Annotated in this window: 17 protein-coding genes and 1 pseudogene; 15 read left to right on the forward strand and 3 right to left on the reverse strand. The window is 35.2% G+C overall.

What is annotated here, in order from left to right; genetic code table 11:
* The 12 genes and pseudogenes from WG67_RS02485 to ltrA all read left to right on the forward strand — a co-directional run.
* Positions 1 to 1,005: ankyrin repeat domain-containing protein (locus WG67_RS02485; protein WP_070356857.1), on the forward strand; the 1,005-nt coding region annotated here is incomplete at its 5' end.
* Positions 1,002 to 2,825: a phage terminase large subunit family protein gene (locus tag WG67_RS02490; protein ID WP_012673198.1), complete on the forward strand. Its 1,824-nt coding sequence runs from the start codon at positions 1,002 to 1,004 to the stop codon at positions 2,823 to 2,825. The genes WG67_RS02485 and WG67_RS02490, both read left to right, overlap by 4 nt.
* Positions 2,826 to 2,828: 3 nt before the next feature.
* A complete protein-coding gene (locus tag WG67_RS02495; protein WP_010962704.1) occupies positions 2,829 to 3,062 on the forward strand; it encodes a gpW family head-tail joining protein in 234 nt (77 codons plus the stop codon).
* 40 nt (positions 3,063 to 3,102) lie between these two features.
* The gene (locus tag WG67_RS02500; RefSeq protein WP_012673197.1) at positions 3,103 to 3,363 is read left to right on the forward strand and encodes a hypothetical protein; all 261 of its coding nucleotides are present in this window, start codon (positions 3,103 to 3,105) and stop codon (positions 3,361 to 3,363) included.
* The gene (locus tag WG67_RS02505; protein ID WP_010962706.1) at positions 3,354 to 3,635 is read left to right on the forward strand and encodes a type II toxin-antitoxin system RelE family toxin; all 282 of its coding nucleotides are present in this window, start codon (positions 3,354 to 3,356) and stop codon (positions 3,633 to 3,635) included. The genes WG67_RS02500 and WG67_RS02505 overlap by 10 nt, the downstream gene beginning before the upstream one ends.
* A 102-nt stretch (positions 3,636 to 3,737) precedes the next feature.
* On the forward strand, positions 3,738 to 5,156 hold the full coding sequence (locus tag WG67_RS02510; RefSeq protein WP_070356858.1) for a phage portal protein: 1,419 nt from the start codon (positions 3,738 to 3,740) through the stop codon (positions 5,154 to 5,156).
* On the forward strand, positions 5,153 to 6,214 hold the full coding sequence (locus tag WG67_RS02515; protein ID WP_006280203.1) for a S49 family peptidase: 1,062 nt from the start codon (positions 5,153 to 5,155) through the stop codon (positions 6,212 to 6,214). The genes WG67_RS02510 and WG67_RS02515 overlap by 4 nt, the downstream gene beginning before the upstream one ends.
* Positions 6,215 to 6,288: 74 nt before the next feature.
* The gene (locus WG67_RS02520) at positions 6,289 to 6,660 is read left to right on the forward strand and encodes a head decoration protein (RefSeq protein ID WP_010082142.1); all 372 of its coding nucleotides are present in this window, start codon (positions 6,289 to 6,291) and stop codon (positions 6,658 to 6,660) included.
* 37 nt (positions 6,661 to 6,697) lie between these two features.
* Positions 6,698 to 7,702: pseudogene (locus WG67_RS02525) on the forward strand (major capsid protein).
* A gap of 97 nt (positions 7,703 to 7,799) precedes the next feature.
* Positions 7,800 to 8,105, forward strand: a complete 306-nt coding sequence (locus WG67_RS02530) for a head-tail joining protein (RefSeq protein WP_007550857.1) — start codon at positions 7,800 to 7,802, stop codon at positions 8,103 to 8,105.
* 407 nt (positions 8,106 to 8,512) lie between these two features.
* Entirely contained in the window at positions 8,513 to 8,641 is a 129-nt protein-coding gene (locus tag WG67_RS07505; protein ID WP_255324786.1) for a hypothetical protein, read from the forward strand.
* Complete coding sequence (gene ltrA, locus WG67_RS02535; protein WP_006280268.1) at positions 8,604 to 9,917, forward strand: group II intron reverse transcriptase/maturase; 1,314 nt, start codon at positions 8,604 to 8,606, stop codon at positions 9,915 to 9,917. Before WG67_RS07505 ends, ltrA begins: the two co-directional genes overlap by 38 nt.
* Positions 9,918 to 11,082: 1,165 nt before the next feature.
* On the opposite strand, the gene WG67_RS07820 is transcribed toward ltrA, so the two are convergent.
* From WG67_RS07820 to WG67_RS02550, 3 genes are all read right to left on the reverse strand, one after another.
* A complete protein-coding gene (locus tag WG67_RS07820) occupies positions 11,083 to 11,766 on the reverse strand; it encodes a hypothetical protein (RefSeq protein ID WP_410543618.1) in 684 nt (227 codons plus the stop codon).
* Positions 11,767 to 11,788: 22 nt separating this feature from the next.
* On the reverse strand, positions 11,789 to 13,285 hold the full coding sequence (locus WG67_RS02545) for an AAA family ATPase (protein WP_410543619.1): 1,497 nt from the start codon (positions 13,283 to 13,285) through the stop codon (positions 11,789 to 11,791).
* Positions 13,286 to 13,992: 707 nt separating this feature from the next.
* Positions 13,993 to 17,520, reverse strand: coding sequence for a DEAD/DEAH box helicase (locus tag WG67_RS02550; RefSeq protein WP_070356859.1), 3,528 nt, complete (start codon positions 17,518 to 17,520; stop codon positions 13,993 to 13,995).
* Positions 17,521 to 18,213: 693 nt separating this feature from the next.
* On the opposite strand from WG67_RS02550, the gene WG67_RS02555 reads away from it, so the two are divergent.
* The 3 genes from WG67_RS02555 (at position 18,214) to WG67_RS02565 (ending at position 22,325) form a co-directional block, all read left to right on the forward strand.
* Positions 18,214 to 18,963 carry an NTP transferase domain-containing protein gene (locus tag WG67_RS02555; RefSeq protein ID WP_070356860.1) on the forward strand — a complete coding sequence of 250 codons (750 nt, stop codon included), beginning with the start codon at positions 18,214 to 18,216 and terminating at the stop codon, positions 18,961 to 18,963.
* 124 nt (positions 18,964 to 19,087) lie between these two features.
* Positions 19,088 to 20,041, forward strand: coding sequence for an NAD-dependent epimerase/dehydratase family protein (locus tag WG67_RS02560; protein WP_070356861.1), 954 nt, complete (start codon positions 19,088 to 19,090; stop codon positions 20,039 to 20,041).
* Positions 19,998 to 22,325 (forward strand): glycosyltransferase, encoded by a 2,328-nt coding sequence (locus WG67_RS02565; RefSeq protein ID WP_070356862.1) that lies wholly within the window; start codon positions 19,998 to 20,000, stop codon positions 22,323 to 22,325. Before WG67_RS02560 ends, WG67_RS02565 begins: the two co-directional genes overlap by 44 nt.
* Positions 22,326 to 22,332 lie beyond the last annotated feature (7 nt).

The following is a 22,332-nucleotide window of genomic DNA, read 5'->3' on the forward strand; positions in this document are numbered from 1 at the left end:
TTGAATTTACTAGTTTCCGGACAACCTCTAAAATTACTTTCAAATCTTGGTGCGAATGTTAATGTAGTTGGCAGCGGCAGAAATGCAATGAAATTATCTTCTTTGCACGTAGCTATAAGTAGTAGTAATTACGACGAAAGGGACTTATGTTTAGATATTGTAAGATGCTTAATAAATGTTCCTAATGCTGGGGTTAACTTACAAGATTATGAAAATAAAACGCCACTACATTATGCTGAAAGGCTGAAAACAATAGAAGTTTTACTAACGCGAGAAGATATAGATCCTTTAATTAAGGATGATAATGGCAAGACACCATTTTGTTATGCAAAAGAAGCAAATAGATTAGATATAGTAAAGATTTTAGCAAGTAATAGATACGGAGCTGATAAAAACAGTTTGCTTCATTTAGCTGCCAGAAAAGGATATGAAGACCTAATAGACGGTATTCTTGGTGAAGGAGTTGAAATAGATGCTGTAGATGAGAGTGGAAAAACGGGAATTTATGTTGCTATAAAGCATGGTCACTTTAACGTAGTAAAGTTGTTGCTAAAGAGAGGAGCAGATGCCACGGATGTTTTTCAGTATGCAATAATAACGAACAACGCAAAATTAATAAAATTACTGAGCAAAGAGAAGGAAATAGTGTTATTTGGAAGACAGAAGAACTTTCCAACATTTCATTTATTGAGCAATAAATATTTTGAAGAAAGGAAAATAGCAGACAAAAAAATAAAGAAATATATCAATATCGTCTGTGTTTCTATAACAGTATGTGCAATAGTGATAGTGGGAATTTACCCTAACATTATAGCTGCGGTAATGGTGGGAATAGTTGCGCTCATAGCTGCAATAGCAATGAGTAATTTAACTCAGAAGTACATAGAAGAAGCACTTGAAAAGAAAATGTTTATTGAACTCGAAAGTGAGAAAACAAGTGAGTGCAGTTCTATTTTAAGTGATGTTGAGGTATCATCTAATGATGGTGAAGAGCTAGCGATATGATATATGCTACATCTTTTTCTGAAGGTTTAAAGCCAGATCCACTACTTAAAGTGTCAGAGTGGGCGAATGAGTATCGAGTTTTAGCGCCAACTGCAGCATCAGAGCCAGGTAAATGGAGAACAGAAAGAACTCCTTATTTAAAAGAAATCATGGATTCACTTTCTCCGTCCTCACCAGCAGAAAAAGTAGTATTCATGAAAGGAGCGCAGATTGGAGGAACAGAAGCTGGTAACAATTGGATAGGCTATATTATAGATCAGACTCCTGGTCCAATGTTAGTTGTGCAGCCAACAGTTGAAATGGGAAAGCGTTGGTCAAAAGGAAGATTTGCGCCGTTAATAGAGAGTACGCCATGTTTAAAGAGTAAAGTAAAAGACCCAAGGTCAAGAGACTCAGGCAATACTGTACAAAGTAAGGAATTTCCAGGTGGAATAGTAGTAATAACCGGAGCAAATAGCAGTGTAGCACTGAGATCTATGCCAGTAAAATATCTCTTTCTTGATGAAATAGACGCCTATCCAGGAGATTCAGGTGGTGAAGGAGATCCAGTGCTGCTCAGTATTGCTCGAACTAATACATTTGCACGGCGAAAGATTTTTTTAGTATCAACACCAACGATTCATGGAATAAGCAGAATTGAGAAAGAATTTGAAGCAACAGATAAGCAGTACTTTTTTGTACCATGTCCGTATTGTAATTACTATCAAGTTCTAAAATGGTCACAAATTAAATGGGAAAACAACGACTCAAGAACAGCACATTATGTCTGCACTGAATGTAGCGGCAAAATAGAAAATCATCAAAAGACAGAGATGCTTGAGCGTGGAGAATGGAGACCTACTAATAGAGTAAAAGGTGAGAAAAAAGGATTTCATCTTTCAAGTCTTTATAGTCCAGTAGGCTGGTATAGCTGGACTCAAGCAGTAGAAGATTTTCTTCATGCAAAAGAAAGTGAACAATTACTAAAAGTATGGATAAATACTACGCTTGGAGAAACCTGGGTAGACAAAGGAGAAGTACCAGATTGGAAGCAATTATTTAACAGGAGAGAATTTTTTCCCGTAGGCACAGTACCTAGGAGAGAAGTGGTGCTTACTGCAGGAGTAGATGTCCAAAAAGATCGTTTAGAAGTAGAAGTTGTAGCATGGGGAAAAAGCCGCGAAAGTTGGTCAATAGAATACCGAGTATTTGAAGGTGATACTGGAAGAGGAGAAGTATGGGGAAAACTCTCTGAGCTCTTAAATCATCATTTTATCGGTGAAAATGGTCTTGAATACATGATAAGTATGATGGCGGTTGATGCTGGGTATGCGACACAAGAAGTATACAATTGGGTAAGAGGTCATCAAGGCTCTGGAAGAGTAATGGCAGTGAAAGGTGTAAATAAAGCTCTAGTACCACTTAGCAGCCCAAGTAGAGTAGATATAACAGTTGGTGGTCAAAAGCTAAAAAGAGGAATAAAGCTCTGGCCAGTGGGAGTATCGATTTTAAAGTCAGAACTTTTTCAATTACTTAATGTTTTAAAGGACGGTGAAGAAGCTCCAGCAGGATACTGTCATTTTCCCGAGTATGCACCTGAATATTTTAAGCAGCTAACGGCAGAGCAATTAGTCAGCAAAGTAGTAAAAGGTTATACCAAACAAGAGTGGCAAAAGGTAAGAGAAAGAAATGAAGTATTAGACTGTAGGATTTATGCAAGAGCAGCATCTATTGCGCTTGGAATCGATCGTTGGCCAGAGAGTAAATGGAATAGTTTAAGTGAAAAACCAGAAAGTAAAAAATCAAAGAAAATAGTGAAAAGCAAATGGATCAGCGAGTAGTAAATGTATAACGAAGATTATCTAATTCAAGTCGAAGAAGCGATAAAGAAACTACAAAACGGAGAGCGAGTAGTATCAATTGCATATGGTGACCATGTTGTAAGATATGCTGAAGTAGATATAAATGATTTACTAAGCTTAAGACAACGTATTAAGGCTGAATTGAAAATTGCAGGTATGAAGCCAAAGAGAAAAATTGTTTTTTCAACAAATAAAGGGGTTGACAAAATTATGTAAAAATGTTATAGTTTAGAGTTGATATCTTACAGTGAATAATATGGATCAAAGTCAAGGAAGGCTTAATGTTAATGTAAATTTTGAGGGGGAATTTGCTCAGTATCTTACAGAAATGGCAAAAGTTCAAAATAGAACTATTGAAGAAATTGTAAAAGATCTAGTAGAAGAAGAACTTGAGGTAAGTAAACTATCTGAAGGTGACGAAATGGATGAAGGAGAAATAGCTCTACTTGAACTTGCTGCTAAACGTAATGTTCCTGGAGCAAAAATAATTAGACATGAAGATATCAAGTGGGAATAATTTACCAAATTGGTTATTTAGAAGGTGTAGATACCGAAGATCTTCCTTCTCTTCCGAAAACAATACGGTTAAGGGTGCAAAAAGCTATAGAAAAACGTCTCACAATTATTCCTGATAAAGTAGGTGAGGCTTTATCGCATAAATGGGTAGGCTACTTTAGGTTGCGTGTTGGCGATTATCGAGTCATATACTTAATAGATAACTCAGAGCACATGGTCAAAATTGCAGCAATAGGACATCGAAAAGAAATTTATAAACGTAGTCCAGAGTAATGACTCTCTACATACAATCTGTTGACCAAATTCTCTAGCAACTTGCTATAATTTTTCAATGTCAAATTGTGCAACAACTTGTTGCATAATCAAAGAGGCAAAATGTTATTAAAATCATTCAAACAACTATTTAACAAACCAAAGATAAAAAGCTCAGCCTGGGATGCTGCAGGCTCAGGAAGAAGATTTTTTCACTTTCAACCAGAGTTAGGAAGTATAAACAATTTGCTGTCTCAAAACCTTGAAACTTTACGTAGTAGATCACGTGATATGGTGAGAAAAAATCCATATGCAGCAAATATTATTGATACAATAGTAAGTAACTCTATTGGAACAGGAATAAAACCGCAATCAAAAGCAAGGGGTGGGGAATTTCGAAAGAGGGTGCAAGAATTATGGCTAAGATGGACAGATGAAGCAGACAGTAACGGAGTAAGTGATTTTTATGGATTACAAGCTCTAGTATGCAGAAGTATGATAGAGGGAGGAGAATGTTTTGTACGTTTAAGAACGAGAAAGCTGGAAGATAGATTTTCTGTGCCATTACAACTGCAAGTACTTGAGTCTGAACATTTAGATAATAAAACAAATCAAACTTTAGGAAATGGTAATGTAATAAGAAACGGGATTGAGTTTAACAAGCTTGGGCAAAGAGAAGCATATTACCTATTTAAAGAACACCCTGGTGAAGGCTCATTTGGTGAATCAGTGAGAGTGCCAGCAAATGATGTTTTACATATTTATAGACCATTAAGACCTGGGCAAATTAGAGGAGAGCCATGGCTTTCGAGTATACTGCTAAAGCTCTATGAACTTGATCAATATGATGATGCAGAATTAGTGAGAAAAAAGACAGCAGCGATGTTTGCAGGGTTTATTACAAGGCTCGATCCTGAAGCAAATATTTTAGGAGAAGGTGAAAGTAATGAGCAAGGAGTAGCACTATCAGGTTTAGAGCCAGGAACAATGCAGCTTTTAGACCCAGGAGAAGACATAAAATTTTCAGAGCCATCTGATGTAGGAGGAAGTTATGAAGCATTCATGAGACAGCAGCTGAGGGCAATAGCAATAGGCACAGGGATAACATATGAGCAACTAACAGGAGATTTAACGGGCGTTAATTATTCATCCATTCGAGCAGGATTAATAGAGTTTCGTCGTAGATGTGCTATGCTGCAACACAACATTATGGTATTTCAATTTTGCAGACCAGTATGGAGTAGATGGCTAGAATTAGCAGTACTCTGTGGAGAACTGAGTATAGATAAAAAAGTAGCAAAAGCAGCGAAAGAAGAAGTAAAATGGATACCACAGGGATTTGATTGGGTGGATCCTTTAAAAGACCAGCAAGCACAACAAATGGCAGTAAGAAATGGATTTAAGAGTCGATCAGAAGTGGTTTCAGAGCTAGGTTATGATGTAGAAGAAATAGACCAAGAAATTGCAGAAGATCAAAGACGTGCTAGTTCCTTGGGTTTAAGTTTTGATTCCGACGTTACTACTAATCAAGAGATAATATGAAAAACCAAGCGATATGGCTAAACAGATGTGTAATGGTAGAACCAAGGAGTTTTGAATTACTGTCACTACAAACAGGAAAGCAGCCTATCTTTAAAAATATAAAACATGCGGTAAGAAATAGTGAAAGAGGAATAATACCAATACATGGAATCTTGACGAAAAAGTCAGAAGTTTTTGATGATGTATTGGGGATGACATCGTATGAGAAGATAAGTGAAGAGATAGAAGAAGCTTTAATAGATAAAGAAGTAGAAACAATAATTTTGGACATAGACAGCCCCGGAGGAGAAGTAAACGGTTTATTCGACCTTTCCGACTTTATTTACCAAGCAAGGAGAAAAAAGAGGATTGTGGCAATAGCAAATGATGATGCGTATTCTGCGGCGTATGCAATTGCATCAAGTGCTGAAAAAGTATTGGTAACTAGAACTTCAGGAGTTGGAAGCATAGGAGTAATAGCAAGTCATATAGATCAAAGTGGGTTTGATGAAAAACAGGGAATAAAATATACGACAGTATTTGCAGGAAGTAGAAAAAATGATTTAAATCCACATGAGCCAATAACTTCTGAGAGTTTAGAAAGCCTAAAAAGCGAAGTGAATCGTTTATATGGAATGCTGGTTGAGCTAATAGCACGCAATAGAAACCTTTCTGTAGAGGCAATAAAATCAACAGAAGCAGGGCTATATTTTGGCGAGAAAGCAGTAGAAATAGGTCTTGCAGATGGAATTACAATTCTTTCAGAGTTTAAATCTATTAATAAAAAAGGGGATATTACTATGAATGAAAAAACTACAAATGACCTAGAAACTGACAATTTAACTAAGTATCGTACTGAAGTTCTTGAATTAATACGTTTATGTAACTTATCACGAATGCCAGAAAAGATAGGAGAATTTATTGAGCAAAGCGTAAGTGTTGAGCAAGCCAGGGAAGTTTTAATGGAGTTACTTGCAGAGCGAACGAAGAAGACAGAAATACTAAGTGCAATACCACAGAATTCAGGAGAAGAGTTGATGATGCAGGTAGCGAAAAGTCGTGCGCAATCAAACATTTAAAGTATGTGTATAACCGCCGTGTATAACAACCACAAATATGGCGGTAAAAAAATAAAAAAAGGAGAGAAAAAGACATGATAAGTATAACTGAAGGAAATAATTTAGGCGATCTTCTGAAATATGAAGTGTCCAACCTATATTCAAGAGATCAAATAACAGTAGCCAAGGGACAAAATCTAAAGCTGGGAAAAGTAGTTGGTTATGATACTAAAGATGGTTTTATTAAAGCTTTAAATCCAACTGCCACAGATGGGACACAAACGGCTATAGGAGTGATAGCAAGCGATGTAAACGCAAAGGAAAATAGTAAAGGAGTAATTATTGCTCGTGGTGCAATACTAGCAGATCATGCAGTTGTATGGCCAGCAAATATCATTGAAGAGCAGAAAACTGCAGCAATAAAGCACCTTGAAGGACGAGGGATCATTATCCGCAAGGGAGCTTAAAAAAACTATTAAAAATACAAAAGGGGGAAAAGAAAAAATGCAAAATCCATTTACAAATACAGCATTTAGCATGACGGCACTAACAAATGCGATAAATATATTGCCGATAAATTATGGACGAGTTGAAAATTTAAATTTGTTTCCAAGTAGGTCAGTAAGATTTAGACATATTACTATAGAGGAGCAAAATGGAGTATTAAGTTTACTACCAACGCAGTTACCAGGAGCACCAGCAACAGTAGGAAAACGTGGAAAATGAAAAATAAGAACTTTTACCATTCCACATATACCACATGATGACGTAGTGTTGCCTGAGGAAGTACAGGGAATAAGGGCATTTGGGTCAGAAAGTGAACTGAAAGCATTGGCAGATGTAATAACTGATCATTTGCAGCTAATGAGAAATAAACACGCAATAACGTTAGAACATTTGAGAATGGGAGCGCTGAAGGGAATCATTCTTGATGCTGATGGGTCGGAGTTATTAAACCTTTACAACGAATTTGAAATTACACCAAAAGTAGTAAATTTTGCATTGGGGACTGCGACAACCGATGTAAAGCGTAAGTGTCTGGAAGTATTGCGCCATGTTGAGGACAATTTAAGTGGTGAATATATGACGGGGATTCATGCACTGGTAAGTCCAGAGTTTTTTGATGCACTAATTTCGCATAGTAAAGTGAAAGAGGCATATGAAAGATGGCAAGAAGGAGCAGCGCTGAGGAATGACATGAGATCAGGATTTACGTTCTGTGGAATAACATTTGAAGAGTATAGAGGGCAAGCAACCGACCCTGAAGGAACCGTAAGAAGATTTATAGAAAGAGAAAGTGGAAACTGTTTTCCACTAGGAACAGCGAGCACATTTACAACGTATTTTGCACCAGCAGACTTTAATGAGACAGTAAATACTCTTGGACAGCCACTTTACGCGAAACAAGAGCCAAGAAGATTTGATAGAGGGACCAATTTACATACTCAGTCAAATTCTCTGCCAATGTGCCATAGACCGGGAGTATTAGTAAAAGTCGTTGTAACATAACAACACAGGTAGAGCAACTATAAAGTGGTGAGGCAGAAGAATGCTTTACCTGTGTGCCCCTTCTTAGCATGTAAAGGTTAGTATATAGCAGAAAAATATGCAAGAAAATATTAAGAGATTATTGCAAGATTGTTTTGCCCATTTAGGAAAAGTAGCTTTGTATGAATCAAAGGATAAGTCATATATGGTACAAGTACTAAAGCAACAGCCAGATAAATTATACGAGATTGGTGAAGGACAATTTGTAGGAGAAATTTTATTGTTGGAAGTAAGTGTGTTTGATGTATTAAAGCCAATGGTAGGAGATACTTTTTCCATAGGTAGTTGTAGATACAGAGTACACACACCACCACTTAGAGATAATTCAGGAATGGTATGGAAAATTCAAGCATCGGGGGTGTAAAATGTGTGCGCCAAGAAGTGCGTAAGGAACAGTTGGTGAAAATCCAACACGGGTAAAGCTTAGCCGGCAACCTGGAACAAACCATTATGCTGCGTAAGGTAACGAGCGTAGTAAAGCTAATGGAATGGACAACATAGGGTGCAACGAAAGTGAAGGTATTGAGTCCCGTAATTCACGCGTCATGGGGGCTGACACTTTACATTTGGTGGAAGGCAACATGGGTAATAACGCTAAGGCAAGATATTACTCACCTCATCGGGATCGAAGGCCGCGTCATGTGTTGAGATGGACCTTACGTGAACTTGGGAGATCCTTTGTATTCCTGTAAGGGTACTCTGGAACAAGTCAATAAAGGCGAGGACTGGAGGAAGATGCAAAGGAAGTCGGACTAACTGATAGTACTCGGAGTGTGGGAAAGCCACATACAAGGGGAAGCGGTTAGCAATATAGTGACTGGTATAGGGATTGCTATACCAATACAACAGAGATTAGAGGAGTATGCAAGGAAAACTAAACCAGATAGCAGTAAGGGCTAAGCAAGATAAGCGAGTAAAATTTACATCATTAGTTCATTTGATTAATGAAGAGAATCTTGCAGAGTGTTATAAGGAACTAAAACGCAACAAGGCTTGTGGTATAGATCGTGTGACAGTGGAAGCTTATGGAGAAAATCTAGAAGAGAAACTTAAAACACTAGTGGATAGTATGAAGAGAAAACAATATCAACCGCTACCAGTGAAAAGGGTATACATACCCAAAGCCGGGAGCAAAGAGAAGCGCGGTCTCGGAATACCATCAACGGAAGATAAGTTGGTACAGGTAATGCTAAAGAAGATATTAGAAAATATTTATGAAGCAAACTTTATGGACAGCTCGTATGGATTTCGACCAGGAAGAAATTGTCATCAGGCGATAAACGCTCTAGATAAAGCAGTTATGCACAAACCAATTAACTATATTGTAGAAGTGGATATCAAGAAGTTCTTTGATAATGTTCAACATAAATGGCTAATGAATTGTCTAAGGGAACGAATAGCTGACCCAAATTTATTGTGGTTAATAAAACGATTTCTAAAGGCAGGAATAGTCGAAGTTGGATGTTATAAAGCAACCGATCAAGGCACACCACAAGGTGGTATAGTAAGCCCTGTATTAGCTAATATATACTTACACTATGTGCTGGACTTATGGTTTGAAAAGAAATTTAAGCCAAAAGCCAGAGGATATTTACAGCTAATAAGGTTTTGCGACGATTTTGTAGTTGGCTGCGAGAGGGAAGAAGACGCAAAAGAATTTCTAGAATTACTGAAACAAAGACTAAGTAAATTTGGGTTGGAAATAGCTGAAAATAAAACAAAAATAGTAAAGTTTGGTAAGAAAGAATGGTATCAAGCAGAAAGAGAGAAACGTAGGACGGCTAGCTTCAACTTTCTAGGATTTACACATTATTGTGGAAAAAGTCGTAATGGTAAACTTATGATGAAGCAGAAAACTTCAAAAATAAGCCTAGCCAGAAAGATTAAAGAAATCAAAGAATGGTTGAAGATGGTACGAAGTCGTATCTGTCTCAAAGATTGGTGGCAGAAACTTAAAGCCAAACTAACAGGACACTATAGCTACTTCGGAGTTAGCGGAAATTATCGGTGTTTGATTCAATTCTATCGACCGGTAACAAAGTTAGCATTTAAGTGGATAAACCGACGTAGTCAAAAGAAAAGTATGGATTGGGAACAATTTATACACTATTTAAAAGTAAATCCATTACCAAAACCAAAGGTATATGTTTCTTTATACACAGGAGCACTAGTGTGAACGCTGTATTGTGGAGCCGTGTGCGGGAAATCCGCAAGCACGGTTCTTTTGGGGAGACTATGGTTATGAGACCAAATCGCTGGTTTCAAGGTCATGAGTCTCTACCAGACCCCCTCCCTTCAGAAAGCCCTATATCTCTGCTTTTTTTGACTACTACAAAAGAAGCTTTTCTGTTGGAGACGTAAATAAACTTTGCTCTTTGTCTCCATTTTAAGCAGCAATCAAATTTTACGAGCTTCTGTCTCTTCTTCTATGGCAGTAACTTCAAACTTTTTTCCTTTAGCTTCATCTACAATTTGCTGATAAAGATTGTTTCATCACTGAGAGTTTTGCAATCAATTGCTCAGAGGTTTGCAATAAAAGTTGTTGTATTCTCATATAGTCTCCATTAACCCCTTATACTCACCACAAGTTGTTCAATCTTTTTTGAAAAATTTTCTTTGCAACCAACAAAAAAACATGATAGACTAGCTTTAGGGTTTTTTGTAATAAATAAAAATTTGAGATAAAAAATAATTTAGAAATGCCTCATAATCGATTTTTAAGCTACCTTACATGAGCAACTTAGGTCTTGGTGGTATAATTGTACCCTGAAGTCGTAGAATCGTTTTAAAACCGCATTAGCAGACCAACGTTTATTTGAGTTTTATCAGCATAAAAAAAAGATGAGAGTAAGAGCCTTTTAAAAACGCACTAATTGTATTTTTCATTAAATGTAAATATCTTAATAATATTTTGTGGCAGCCTTTCTGGACTTCTTTCTTTTTGCTGTTTAAGTTATTGTACTTTATTTGTATTTTACTATTATTTTATATTATCTATTATTATTTATTACTATTATATATATATAATATATAAGGGTTTTAGGAACGCAGAATCCGCTATACTGGCTGACTTCAGACACATAATAACTAGGAACACTTTTAGGAATAGAGGGCAAAAGGTTAGGATTCAAGCGATCTTTAGCTTCCTAGTTTCTCATTACTTATTTAGTAACCAAGGAATCAGGAATATAATTCAACCATTTGATGTCTTATCCCTTTTTAATTGAAATCATAACTTATAATAGGGTTGTGGCTCCGAAGTTAGATTGAGTAGATGGTAGATTGAATAGAGAAAATAGGGCAACTCTAAAATATTTAAAGAGCCACCCATAAAGAAAGACTTATCCTAACATTAAATTTTGCCTATAGCTAAAATCTTCAGCTCCAAGAGTGAACTTTCCTATACCACAAGCAAATGGTCCAGTTGGAATGTCAAGCCACTTATCCTCTTTTGCACCTGTAGACATTCCTTTAACTAACTGCTTTGCTTGTAAAAGTTCCTGAACTATACGCTCTAGTCGATCTCTTCCCATACTGTGGAAAATCTCAGGTAGCCTATGCCGTTGTTTATATACTCCTGTGCTTCCTGTGTGAGTAAATGGGTGTCCTGCAACAGCAGATCGTGTAATTGCATCAGTAAGACATATTTTAAGGTCTTTTTCACTAGCATTTTTAACTGTTAGTTGTATTGTTATATCTTCTAGTAGCCCTGTTTCCTGATTTCTTAGGTAAGTTCTTACAGTGCGATCAGCTAAACCATTGGCCTTCACAACTGCCCCATGAAACAAAGCATTCTGTCTTGGTGTTTCTCCTACTGCCTTAAAGATTTCTAGCCTAGCTGTATTTTCTATTGGCCAAAAAGCGTATGAGCATCTAACACCATTAACAAGAGCAGAGGTACCTCTAATTGCATCGCGTGCTTGTTCAGCAGTTAATATTGGTTTTTCTCCTTTTGGCTTTCTCATGTGATGAGCAGTAATTATCGAAGCTCCAGTACTACATGCTAAATCAGATAATAAGCACATTAGATAATCCCCTACAGCAGGATCAGCATTTATATCTGCATGGATAATGGATAAATGAAGCAAGTGGATCAAATACTATCAATTTCAGATCTTTAATTTCCTCGAGCTGTTTCATTACGGATTCGAATTCAGGAGAAACTTCGACGATTTTACCACGAACATTTCTGAGTATTGTAAGTGATCCTCTGACGTTTGGCAGTGGTACAATAAATAATTTATCTTTATGTTTCAACCTTTCACACTTAGGGTCGAGTCGTTCTAAGCGGCGGTGTATCTCACTTGCATCATCTTCTGCTGAAAAAATCACTACTGATCCATGTTCAGTAACAAGTGAACCAAAGCCACACATCTGATCCTTATCACTTGCAACCTTAAGCGCTAGGTCAAGAAGAAGCATACCTTTGCCTGTATCTCCCATTGCTGCTATTATTGAAGTAACACCTAAAGGAAATAGACCTTCAACAAGAAACTTTTGCTCTGGTACCGGACCTACAAAGCGCTCTGCACTCCAATCTAAAATGTTAAGTGGCTGTTTTGTGGATCTTTCTAAACTTTTCATATTTGAAGTATCAGTAGCTGGAGTATCAATAGTAAGCAACGGAGTTGAAGCTAAAAACTCTTTGACATCTATACCTTCCTCTACACAATCAGCAGCATCCCATTTCTCAGGCTTACCTCGAGGAATTTCAAGCACAGCAAGTGATGCAACTCCGATCTCTAAAAGCTTTTTTTCAGCATTTTTTGCGTATTTATTACCTGCTTCATCATTATCTGGCCAAATGATAATATGCTTACCTTTAAGTGGTGACCAGTCTGTTTTATCAATTGGTGCGTTTGCTCCAGACATTGCTGTTGTTGCTGTGATACCTTGTTCTATCAGCGCTTCTGCACATTTTTCCCCTTCAACCAGAACAATTTTATCAGACTTTAAAATACTTGGTATGTTATAGAGAGGTCTTACTTTTGGCGCACCATACCGAGATTGTTTAACATCAAAAGGCTTATATTGCTTTTTTCCTTTAGGAGGATCAGAACGATAAATTTTTACAATGACCTGACCATTTTCATCATAATAATTCCAACTGTGGGTAATAAATTTCTCGAAGTCTTCATCAGCCTTTGCGCATTTCTTGTTATATCCAAGACATTCACTTATAGAGGCCATCACTTCACAAAAGTCTCTCTTTGTATCTTTTCCCTGTGCACCTGCCCAAATATCAAGAACATCACCTTTCTGCCCAGTTGCAAAATCCTGCCAGAGTCCGGCTTTTCCACCAGTTAATGCTACTCTGAGGCTTTGTCCTTTGTTACCATGCACATCACCTATTCGGAATTCATCTCCATGAAAAGTTCCCCTTGGGAATAAATAAGAAAGGCATGATCTTATGTTTAATAATAGTTGTCTTTTTATTTCTTCTACATCAAATTGCTCTAATGGTTCTACAGTATTATTAAAATCATAATATTCATCATTTAAAGTATTTTTTTGTTTGACATCAGTTAAAAAATCTTGTACCATAAGTTGAAACTCTTTTTAAGATTAAGCGTTTGAAAGGTTTTTGAGTAAGGCTGTTTTGATTGGGGTCTTACTCTTTCATTATGTAAGTAAAAACTACGGTGGGGGTTCTCTTGGCAAAGCTTGAAAAATATATTAACAAGTAAAGGAAGTCAGTTCAGGTGAAAAGTGAGGTTTTAGTATCTTCTTTCTTTTAAGGAAAAATGCTCTATTATAATTCTACTACATTTTACTCACCATGTCAACCACTTAGTTTTTATTCTGTTGATATATTTAAAATAAATTAAAAAAACTAATGTTTTCTTTCTGCTATATAATTCATAATGGTGTCTTTGATAGAAAACCCTCTACTATATATATACCGGGTTTCTTATGACTTTTTCTGAAAAAATTAAAAACTTTTTTCTTTGGAGGAGTTTGGCCTACCTATTAATGATAATCTTTTCAAGCCATCTGTAAAAATGAAAAGTTTCTGAAAACGGCAATTACTTTTTGGTTCATGAATAGAATTATTAAAGATGCTTTTTATTCAAATTTTAAAGGGCATTACAGGTGCTAAAGGGTACAGTTTAAAGTGGAATCACTTTAAAACGTAATTACAGGCTTTTTGCCTACCAATGAGACATAAAGTACGAAATATAAATCTTTGTCTCTATTTTGAACTATTAGCGGTAGTTAGCTGGTTCTTTACATTAAATAACTCAGCTATATTATAGTGCATTTTTTATATTAACTAAATCTCTTAATTGATCGTTGTTAAATTCTGTAATCCAACTCTCGCCACTACTTATAGTTAGGTTTGCTAATTCCTTCTTGCTTTGAATCATCTCATCAATACGCTCTTCAAATGTACCTGTTGAAAGTAGCCTGTACACCATGACATTACGTTCTTGCCCGATACGATAGGCCCGATCTGTTGCTTGTGCTTCCACTGCTGGATTCCACCATAAATCGTAATGTATTACATGGTTTGCCGCTGTTAAATTAAGCCCTGTTCCACCAGCTTTTAAAGACACTATAAGAATGTTGGACTGGAATAAGTTTTGAAAGTCATTAATCATTGTATCACGTGCTTTTCTAGAAAGTCCTCCATGTAAAAATGGTACTTCTGATTCAAACCTTTCTTCAAGTAGCCTAGCTATAATCTCACCCATTTCAGTGTATTGAGTAAATATCAATGATTTTTCTGCAACTTCACCAATACTAATCAATATTTCCTCAAGCATCTGCATTTTACCGGATTGTTCAATACTCGCACGCTTTTTCTTGCCAAACTGTGATGGATGGTTACAAATTTGCTTTAAAGCATTGATAAGTTTAAAGATTAGTCCCTTACGTTCAATCCCTTCACTTTTTTCTATCTTCTCCATAGTTGTATCAACAACCTTTTGATAAAGCGCTGTTTGCTCTGAAGTGAGGGAACAATAACGATTGTTCTCAATTTTATCTGGTAAATCCTGAATAATGCTTTTATCACTCTTAAGCCTACGTAACATAAAAGGGCTAGTGATTTTCATAAACCTTTCTAGACAAGTTTTATCTCTTGCTTTTTCAATCGGTGTTGCAAAGCTGCTTTTAAACTGCTTAGGAGTACCAAGATAAGATTTGTTGATAAAGTCAAAAATGCTCCAATACTCAAGCAACCTATTCTCAACAGGCGTACCACTCATAGCTATCTTATGTTTTGCTGCAATAGTTTTAATTGCCTTGGTTTGTTCGGTATTAGGATTTTTTATATTTTGTGCTTCATCAATCACGAGCAAAAACCAGCGAATTTTATTAAGTTCTTTTTTATCACGACGTGCAAGACCATAGGATGTTAGAGCTACATCATAATCACTTGCCAATTCTCGATTTTGTCCGTGATAGACGAAAAGCTTTAATTCTGGTGCAAAACGTTCCATCTCTCGTTGCCAATTACTTAATATGCTTGTGGGAGCTACTACCAAGACTCTGTCCCGATCCAAAAACCCTGTATTTTTGCAACACAGAATAGCTGCTATAACCTGTAATGTTTTACCAAGACCCATATCATCAGCAATTATGCTACCAAACCCGTTTTCTATGTTCTGTACAAGCCAACTAAATCCACGTTCTTGATATGTGCGTAGTTGTGCTATTAGATTATTTGGTGTAGTAACAGGTGTGTAAGTATTAAGTTTATTAAATAAGCTTGTAAGCTGCTGGTCAAATGCTACTTTAGTTTCATTTACTTCTCCTGTTAGAGCAGCTTGCATAAGCTCTGCTTGACTTAAATAATCAGGCAATTTATCAAGTTTTTTTAATAAAGCTTCTACCTCTTTGTCATCCAAAAGGACGTACTGATCGACTATTCGCACAAGCCCTCGGGAATCTTTTAGCAATTTTTTAAATTCTGTAACGCTTAGTTTTTTATCTCCTATTGCTACTTTCCAATCAAATTTCAATAAATTTTCCAGCGTTAAAAAGCTTTCGCGATCTTCTTTTATTTTATCTTTAGTAGGCAAATTAAGACTTAATTGTGGTTTTAAGATTTTTTGTAAAGATTTCGGCAAAATAACTTTGATGCCTATTGCTCTTAGTACAGGCAAGATATGCAAAAATAATGGTGCAAAATTATCTAAATTAAATGATAATGTGCTATTATCGTCAATCGACTTTTCTAGTTCAGGTATATATTCAGACAAAAGTGCAAGATCAGATAAAATACTAAGCTTTACGTTTTGATTAGAGAGTGCTTTTTCCAGCTTGATGAATGACTTCTCATCATCCAGTGATAACTGTACCTCAAGTTCAAATTTTTCATGGTGATCTTTTATCATTAAATAGAGTTTGTAAGGTTTATCTGCTAAATAAAGACGTGAAAGCCAGAGATTAATTGCTTGCGGTATTTCCTTGTTGCTAAACTCAGTAAACTTGTATGATCTTCCAGTAAAGAATAATTCAAAGATGGATTTATCTCTATGCTTATCCAGTGATGCAGGAAAGTTATCTTCTATATACCCTAAAAGGATGAGAGAGATAGCAACATTTACTTGTTCCTCTGGTTCCATAACGATTTCTTGATATTTAATCAATAGAGGCGGACAAATAGATGATATCTTGCTATGAATTTCCTTAACTGACTCATTAAACAACGCCGGAATCCACCTAATTATTACTTCTCCTCTTTTGTTTTGTAATACTTGTGGTATTAGCGCTGACTTTTCCATTAGCATATGTGCAAACTGTGAAATCATATGCATGAAGCGAAGTTCAGGGTTAAGTTTGTGGAGTAACGAACTAGGAATATCATTTAAAAATCGTGCTACATCCCTCAATACATTTCCACTGAGCCTAAATAAATTAGTTGTACCATTGCTCACTTGAGTAAGGTAATGCTGATCATCAATGAATAGTTGAAATGTTTGCCAATTCTCAATATTTCCCCATCTTTTAATAAATAGCTCCTCTTCTGATAGTTCCTTCTTAGAAGCTGGATAGTACACTAATCTTCCTGCAGGATACTTTTGCCAATGCTTATAAGCTATCTGTAAGATATTATGAAAGTTTTTTTCAAAAAAAAGTGGATTATCTGTTAAAATACTACTGATACAATCAAAAAGGTTAGGAATAGTTGATAAATCAATATCATTTAAAATTGCTTGGTTATGTATTCTAATTTTAGAACATGCCTTAAATATATCATCTATCTTTAAAATGTTTTGAGCATTTTCTAATTTTCCATTCCCAAAATCATCGATAAGTGCTGACAAATTACAATTATGAATATTAAAAATCATGAAGGGGTTTTTATCAATTTCTGCAGCAATAAGATAAATTACAGCAGCAATGTGTTTACAAGGCATAGCCCAATCAGGACAACTACAACTTGCATTCATCTCCTGCCAATTTGAAGGAAATAATTTAATCCCAAGATCATTAAGCTTATCAAACAAGCTGGCTGATAATTGTCTATTTATCAATTTAGCTAATATAGCTGGTGAAGTTTCAATAATTTGACGAATGGTCTGTTGTTCTGATGAGCTTAATTCATTGAGTATAATTTTGACTTTATATGGTTGAGGTTTTGAACCACGATATGGGTAAGATCCTGAGCTATGAACTTTAGCTGTAACTATGTGACCATTAATTTTAATACCAAAAGCTCGACCAGTATTAGCACAAGTTCTGCCACGTGGAAGACGGTTATCATAATCTATTCCGTCAAAAGACTGGAGCCACTTCTTACCCCACCATGTTCTTCCATAAATAGTCATCTTGTAAAACTATATATTTTAACCTAGATAAGCTAGATGCTGATTCTATGGACGATTTTCTCTGAATATGCAAAACTCATCTTGAACTACTACAAAATGTTAATTATAACAACAGAGAGGGCAAAAGCAATAAACACTTATATCAAAGGAAAAATTGATTAAGGGAAAAGTGAAACTTTTTAAAGGTTGTTTAATACCTTTACACCTGTGATTGTAGCACTAATGTTGTGCGATAAATGTACAGTGAAAATGTCATCAGAAGTTACCCAATTATTGAGTAGTTTTTTTTACGGCGTCAAGACTCTTGCCAGCATAGAAAATATCAGTTCCTATATAAATATCCTTATGGGCTAAAAGAAACTTCTATTGGTTGATAGAAAACAGAAAAAAACTATTTAAAAAGTATACTCAACAATATAACAAGGAAGCATAAGTTAGGAAAAGTAGTAGGCCGTTGATAAGGATTTGCCTATTTTCTCGATCAACTAGCTTTTGTATAAGTACTGATGGGTCAATATAAATGAGTAGTTCTGGGAAGCTTACTTTATCGGCTAATCTATATTAGCGTCATAGAGGATTTATATATTTCAAGCATGTTAATTATTTTTTCTGGATCATTTAGGAAACTATAGTAGACTTTACAACTCATTAATTATCACTTAACTTACCTCCTAGTAAGTTCTTGAGTTATGTATGGATAACACGTTGATAATATTAGCAGCAGGAAAAAGCAGTAGAATGAATTCACAGTACTCAAAAACACTACACCTAGTAGGAAATTTTACTCTTTTAGAGCATATAATTCACAATGCAAAACCGCTGAGTTTAAAAAGTCTATCAATTGTCATTAACAAGCCTTTTCTAAAGGAGTTAGAAAGATTTAGTACCTTAAAAGATATAATTGATAAATATAATATAAAATTGATAATTCAAGAAAATATTACAGGTACTGGCACTGCAGTTAAAATTGCCCTAGAAAGCCTGGAGCGGTTATCTGACCAAGACATAGTTTTAATACAGTACGGAGACACCCCGTTTATATCTAGTGATACAGTTATGAGAATGACTGATTGTTTAAAGTATAAAAATTTAGTTCTTCTTGGATTTAATAGTCAAGATAAGCAATATGGAAGATTAGTAATTGATGATAATGACAATGTTCAAAAAGTCTTGAAAAGTGAAGATGAAATGCTTCTTGCAAACTCTGGAATAATAGTTTCATATGCTAAAGATCTTTTTACCTTAGTAAAAGAAATAAAATTTAATAATTCGACCAATGAATATTGTCTTAATGATATAGTGCCCATTGCAGCAACCAATAACTTGAGTGTAGGTTATGTAGTTTCTGATGAAAGAGAAGCAATGGGAGTAAATAATAAGGAGGATTTGATTAAAGCCGAACACTATTTTCAAGAAAGAAGGCAGCCAACTTTTCTTTCATAACTACATTTTTTTATTCATTAATTTAAGTTGACATTTGTTTTATACTGGTTCTATAATACCCTTTAATTCTTACTTGTAAGATAATTGGTATGACAAATTTTCCTAGTTGTAGTAGAGGGTATACATGGGGATATTAATAACAGGTGCTGCAGGTTTGATAGGGTCGACCTTGGTGAAAAAGTTAGAAAACCAAGGTCATGAAGTAATAAGCTGCGATATTAGGTTTCACGGTAATCCACTCAGTTTTTTTTCAGAAGATATAGTACCACTACTTGCTCAGTGTACAGGAATCATTCATCTGGCTGCAATTTCTAGAGTTATACATGGTGAACTTTATCCTACACTGTGTCAAAAAATTAATGTTGATGGTACAATTCGGTTTTTAGGGTTATGTAAGTCACTTCCAAATAAACCATGGTTTATATATGCAAGTAGTAGGGAAGTCTATGGAGAGCAGAAGAAACTGCCAGTTACAGAATCTGCTAGTATCGATCCAATAAATAATTATGCAAAAGGTAAAGCATTTATTGAGGAACAAATAACAAGTTCAAAAGATTTTAATGTAGCAATATTACGCTTTTCAAATGTATACGGTGGTTTACTAGATCATAACAGTAGAGTAATTCCTGCACTCTGTATTAATGCATTAAGAGGTGATCCAATTAAAATAGAAGGTAAAGAATGTGTTTTTGATTTTACCTATTTGGATGATGTTATAGAGGGTATATGCTTAACTGTTAAATATTTACAAAGTGAAAAATCTTCTCTTCCTGCTATTCATCTTACTACTAATAGCCCATGTACTTTAGAAAACTTGGCAAAAACAATATTAAAAGTCACGAAAAGTGATTCTAGAATTGATTTTTATCCTCCAAGAAATTTTGACGTAACTAAGTTTCATGGTGATTTTACTAGAGCTAAAGAGCTACTTGGTTGGTCTCCAAAACATTCATTAGAAGTAGGATTAAGTAAATTTATAAAAAGTCTACAAAACAATACACAAGAATATCCTAACAATATAGATATGGTAATATATGAAAATATTAAAAGTTATTCATGGTTACCCTCCTTATTATAGTGCTGGTTCAGAGGTTTACAGCCAAACTCTTGCCCATGAACTAGCAAATAACAATGAGGTACAAGTATTTACTAGGTATGAAAATAGCTTTTTACCTGATTTTTATTACACTACAGTCCTAGATCGTAGTGATTCCAGAATCTTACTGCATTTAATTAATATACCCACAGCTAAATATCGTTACAAATTTATCAATGAAGAAGTAGATAGACAATTTAAAAGAGTAATAGATAACTTTCAGCCAGATCTTATACATTTTGGTCATCTTAATCATCTATCAATTACTTTACCAGAAATTGCTTTTAAAGAAAATATACCTACAATTTTTACGCTACATGACTTTTGGTTAATGTGTCCAAGAGGAAGGTTTATTCAACGTAATTCTGAAGATTTGTTACGGCTTTGTGATGGACAAAAGGATCAAAAATGTGCAACCCAATGTTACAAAGGATATTTTACAGGAGATGAAGAATTCCTGAATTTAGACATAAATTATTGGGAACAATGGGTTGCAACTAGAATGAAGCACACAAGGAAAATAATAGACTATATAGATTACTTTATTTCCCCATCAAAATTCTTGATGGATAAATTTACTCAGGATTTTAATGTTCCGATAAACAAAATTTCTTATCTTGATTATGGTTTTGATCTCAATCGTCTTAAGAATAGAAATAGAGCACAAGAAAAAGAGTTTATTTTCGGTTATATTGGTACTCATACTCCCGAAAAAGGTGTTAATCTATTATTGAAAGCTTTTTCTCACTTATCATCTAAAGCAAAACTTAGAATTTGGGGAGCAGCAAGGGAAGAAACTAAAACTTTAAAAGCGATTGCCGATCAGTTTTCACCTGTTGTTAAAGAAAGAATAGAGTGGATGGGAAGTTATGATAATAAGAATATAGTTACTGACGTATTTAATAAAGTTGATGCAATAGTCGTTCCTTCAATTTGGGGTGAAAATTCACCATTAGTAATACATGAAGCACAGCAACTTAGAATACCAGTTATAACAGCCGATTATGGTGGTATGGCAGAATATGTAAGAGATGGACTATTGTTTAAGCACAGAGATGCAAGTAGTTTATCAGAAAAAATGCAAGTCCTATCTACAAATCAGGAGTTATACAATAAACTTACCCAAAAAGGCTATCCTTATACTGAAAATGGAAATATACCTTCTATAAGTGAGCATACTGAAAAACTTAACAAGATTTACCGTAATGCTATTGAAAAGAAAGGCAAATCAGTAGCTGTTAAACCCGGTCCTTGGAGAATTACTTTTGATACTAATCCAGATTACTGCAATTTTGCTTGTATAATGTGCGAATGTTTTTCACCATACAGCAAAGTTAAAGAAGAAAAGAAAGCTAAAGGAATAAAACCTAAGATACTGTCGATAGAAACTATCAGAAAAGTAATTAAGGAAGCAGCTGGAACACCTTTAAGGGAAATCATTCCTTCTACTATGGGTGAGCCTTTAATGTATAAAAGCTTTGATGAAATAATCAATTTGTGCCATGAGTTCAACCTTAAGCTTAACCTCACAACCAATGGTTCTTTTCCTATTAAAGGAGCTAGAAAATGGGCTGAACTATTGGTACCAATTTTATCTGATGTTAAGATTTCCTGGAATGGGGCAACTAAAGAAACTCATGAAAGAATCATGAAAGGTTCAAAATGGGAAGTAGTGACAGAAAATTTAAAAACTTTCCTTGAAGTTAGAGATAAATACTTTAGCGATACAGGTGAAAGGTGTACCGTTACTTTACAATTAACATTTTTGGAAAGTAATTTACATGAACTCTATGACATAGTTAAGATGGCCATAAAAAACGGCATAGATAGAGTTAAAGGACATCATCTTTGGGCACATTTTGAGGAAATTAAGGATCTATCTATGAGAAGAGATGAGTTAGCAATTAGTAGATGGAATACAGAGGTGAGAAGGTTATATGAGCTTAGAGATAATATGCTATTACCAAATGGTAAAAAGATAAAATTAGAAAATTTTACAATTCTTTCTCAAGAAGGTATTAAGGATTTGGCTCCAGGTGGTCAATGCCCATTTTTAGGTAAAGAAGCATGGATAAACAATGAAGGAAAGTTTAGTCCTTGCTGTGCTCCAGATGAACTCCGTAAGACATTAGGAAATTTTGGTAATGTTAATGAGGTTAAACTCGAGGAAATATGGCAGAGTAGTGAGTACCTAAGCTTACAAAAGAATTATTTAAATTACAAATTATGCAAAACATGCAACATGAGAAAACCTTTGATCAATTAATCAAAGA

Source organism: Wolbachia endosymbiont of Drosophila incompta, from assembly GCF_001758565.1.
Classification (GTDB): domain Bacteria; phylum Pseudomonadota; class Alphaproteobacteria; order Rickettsiales; family Anaplasmataceae; genus Wolbachia; species Wolbachia pipientis.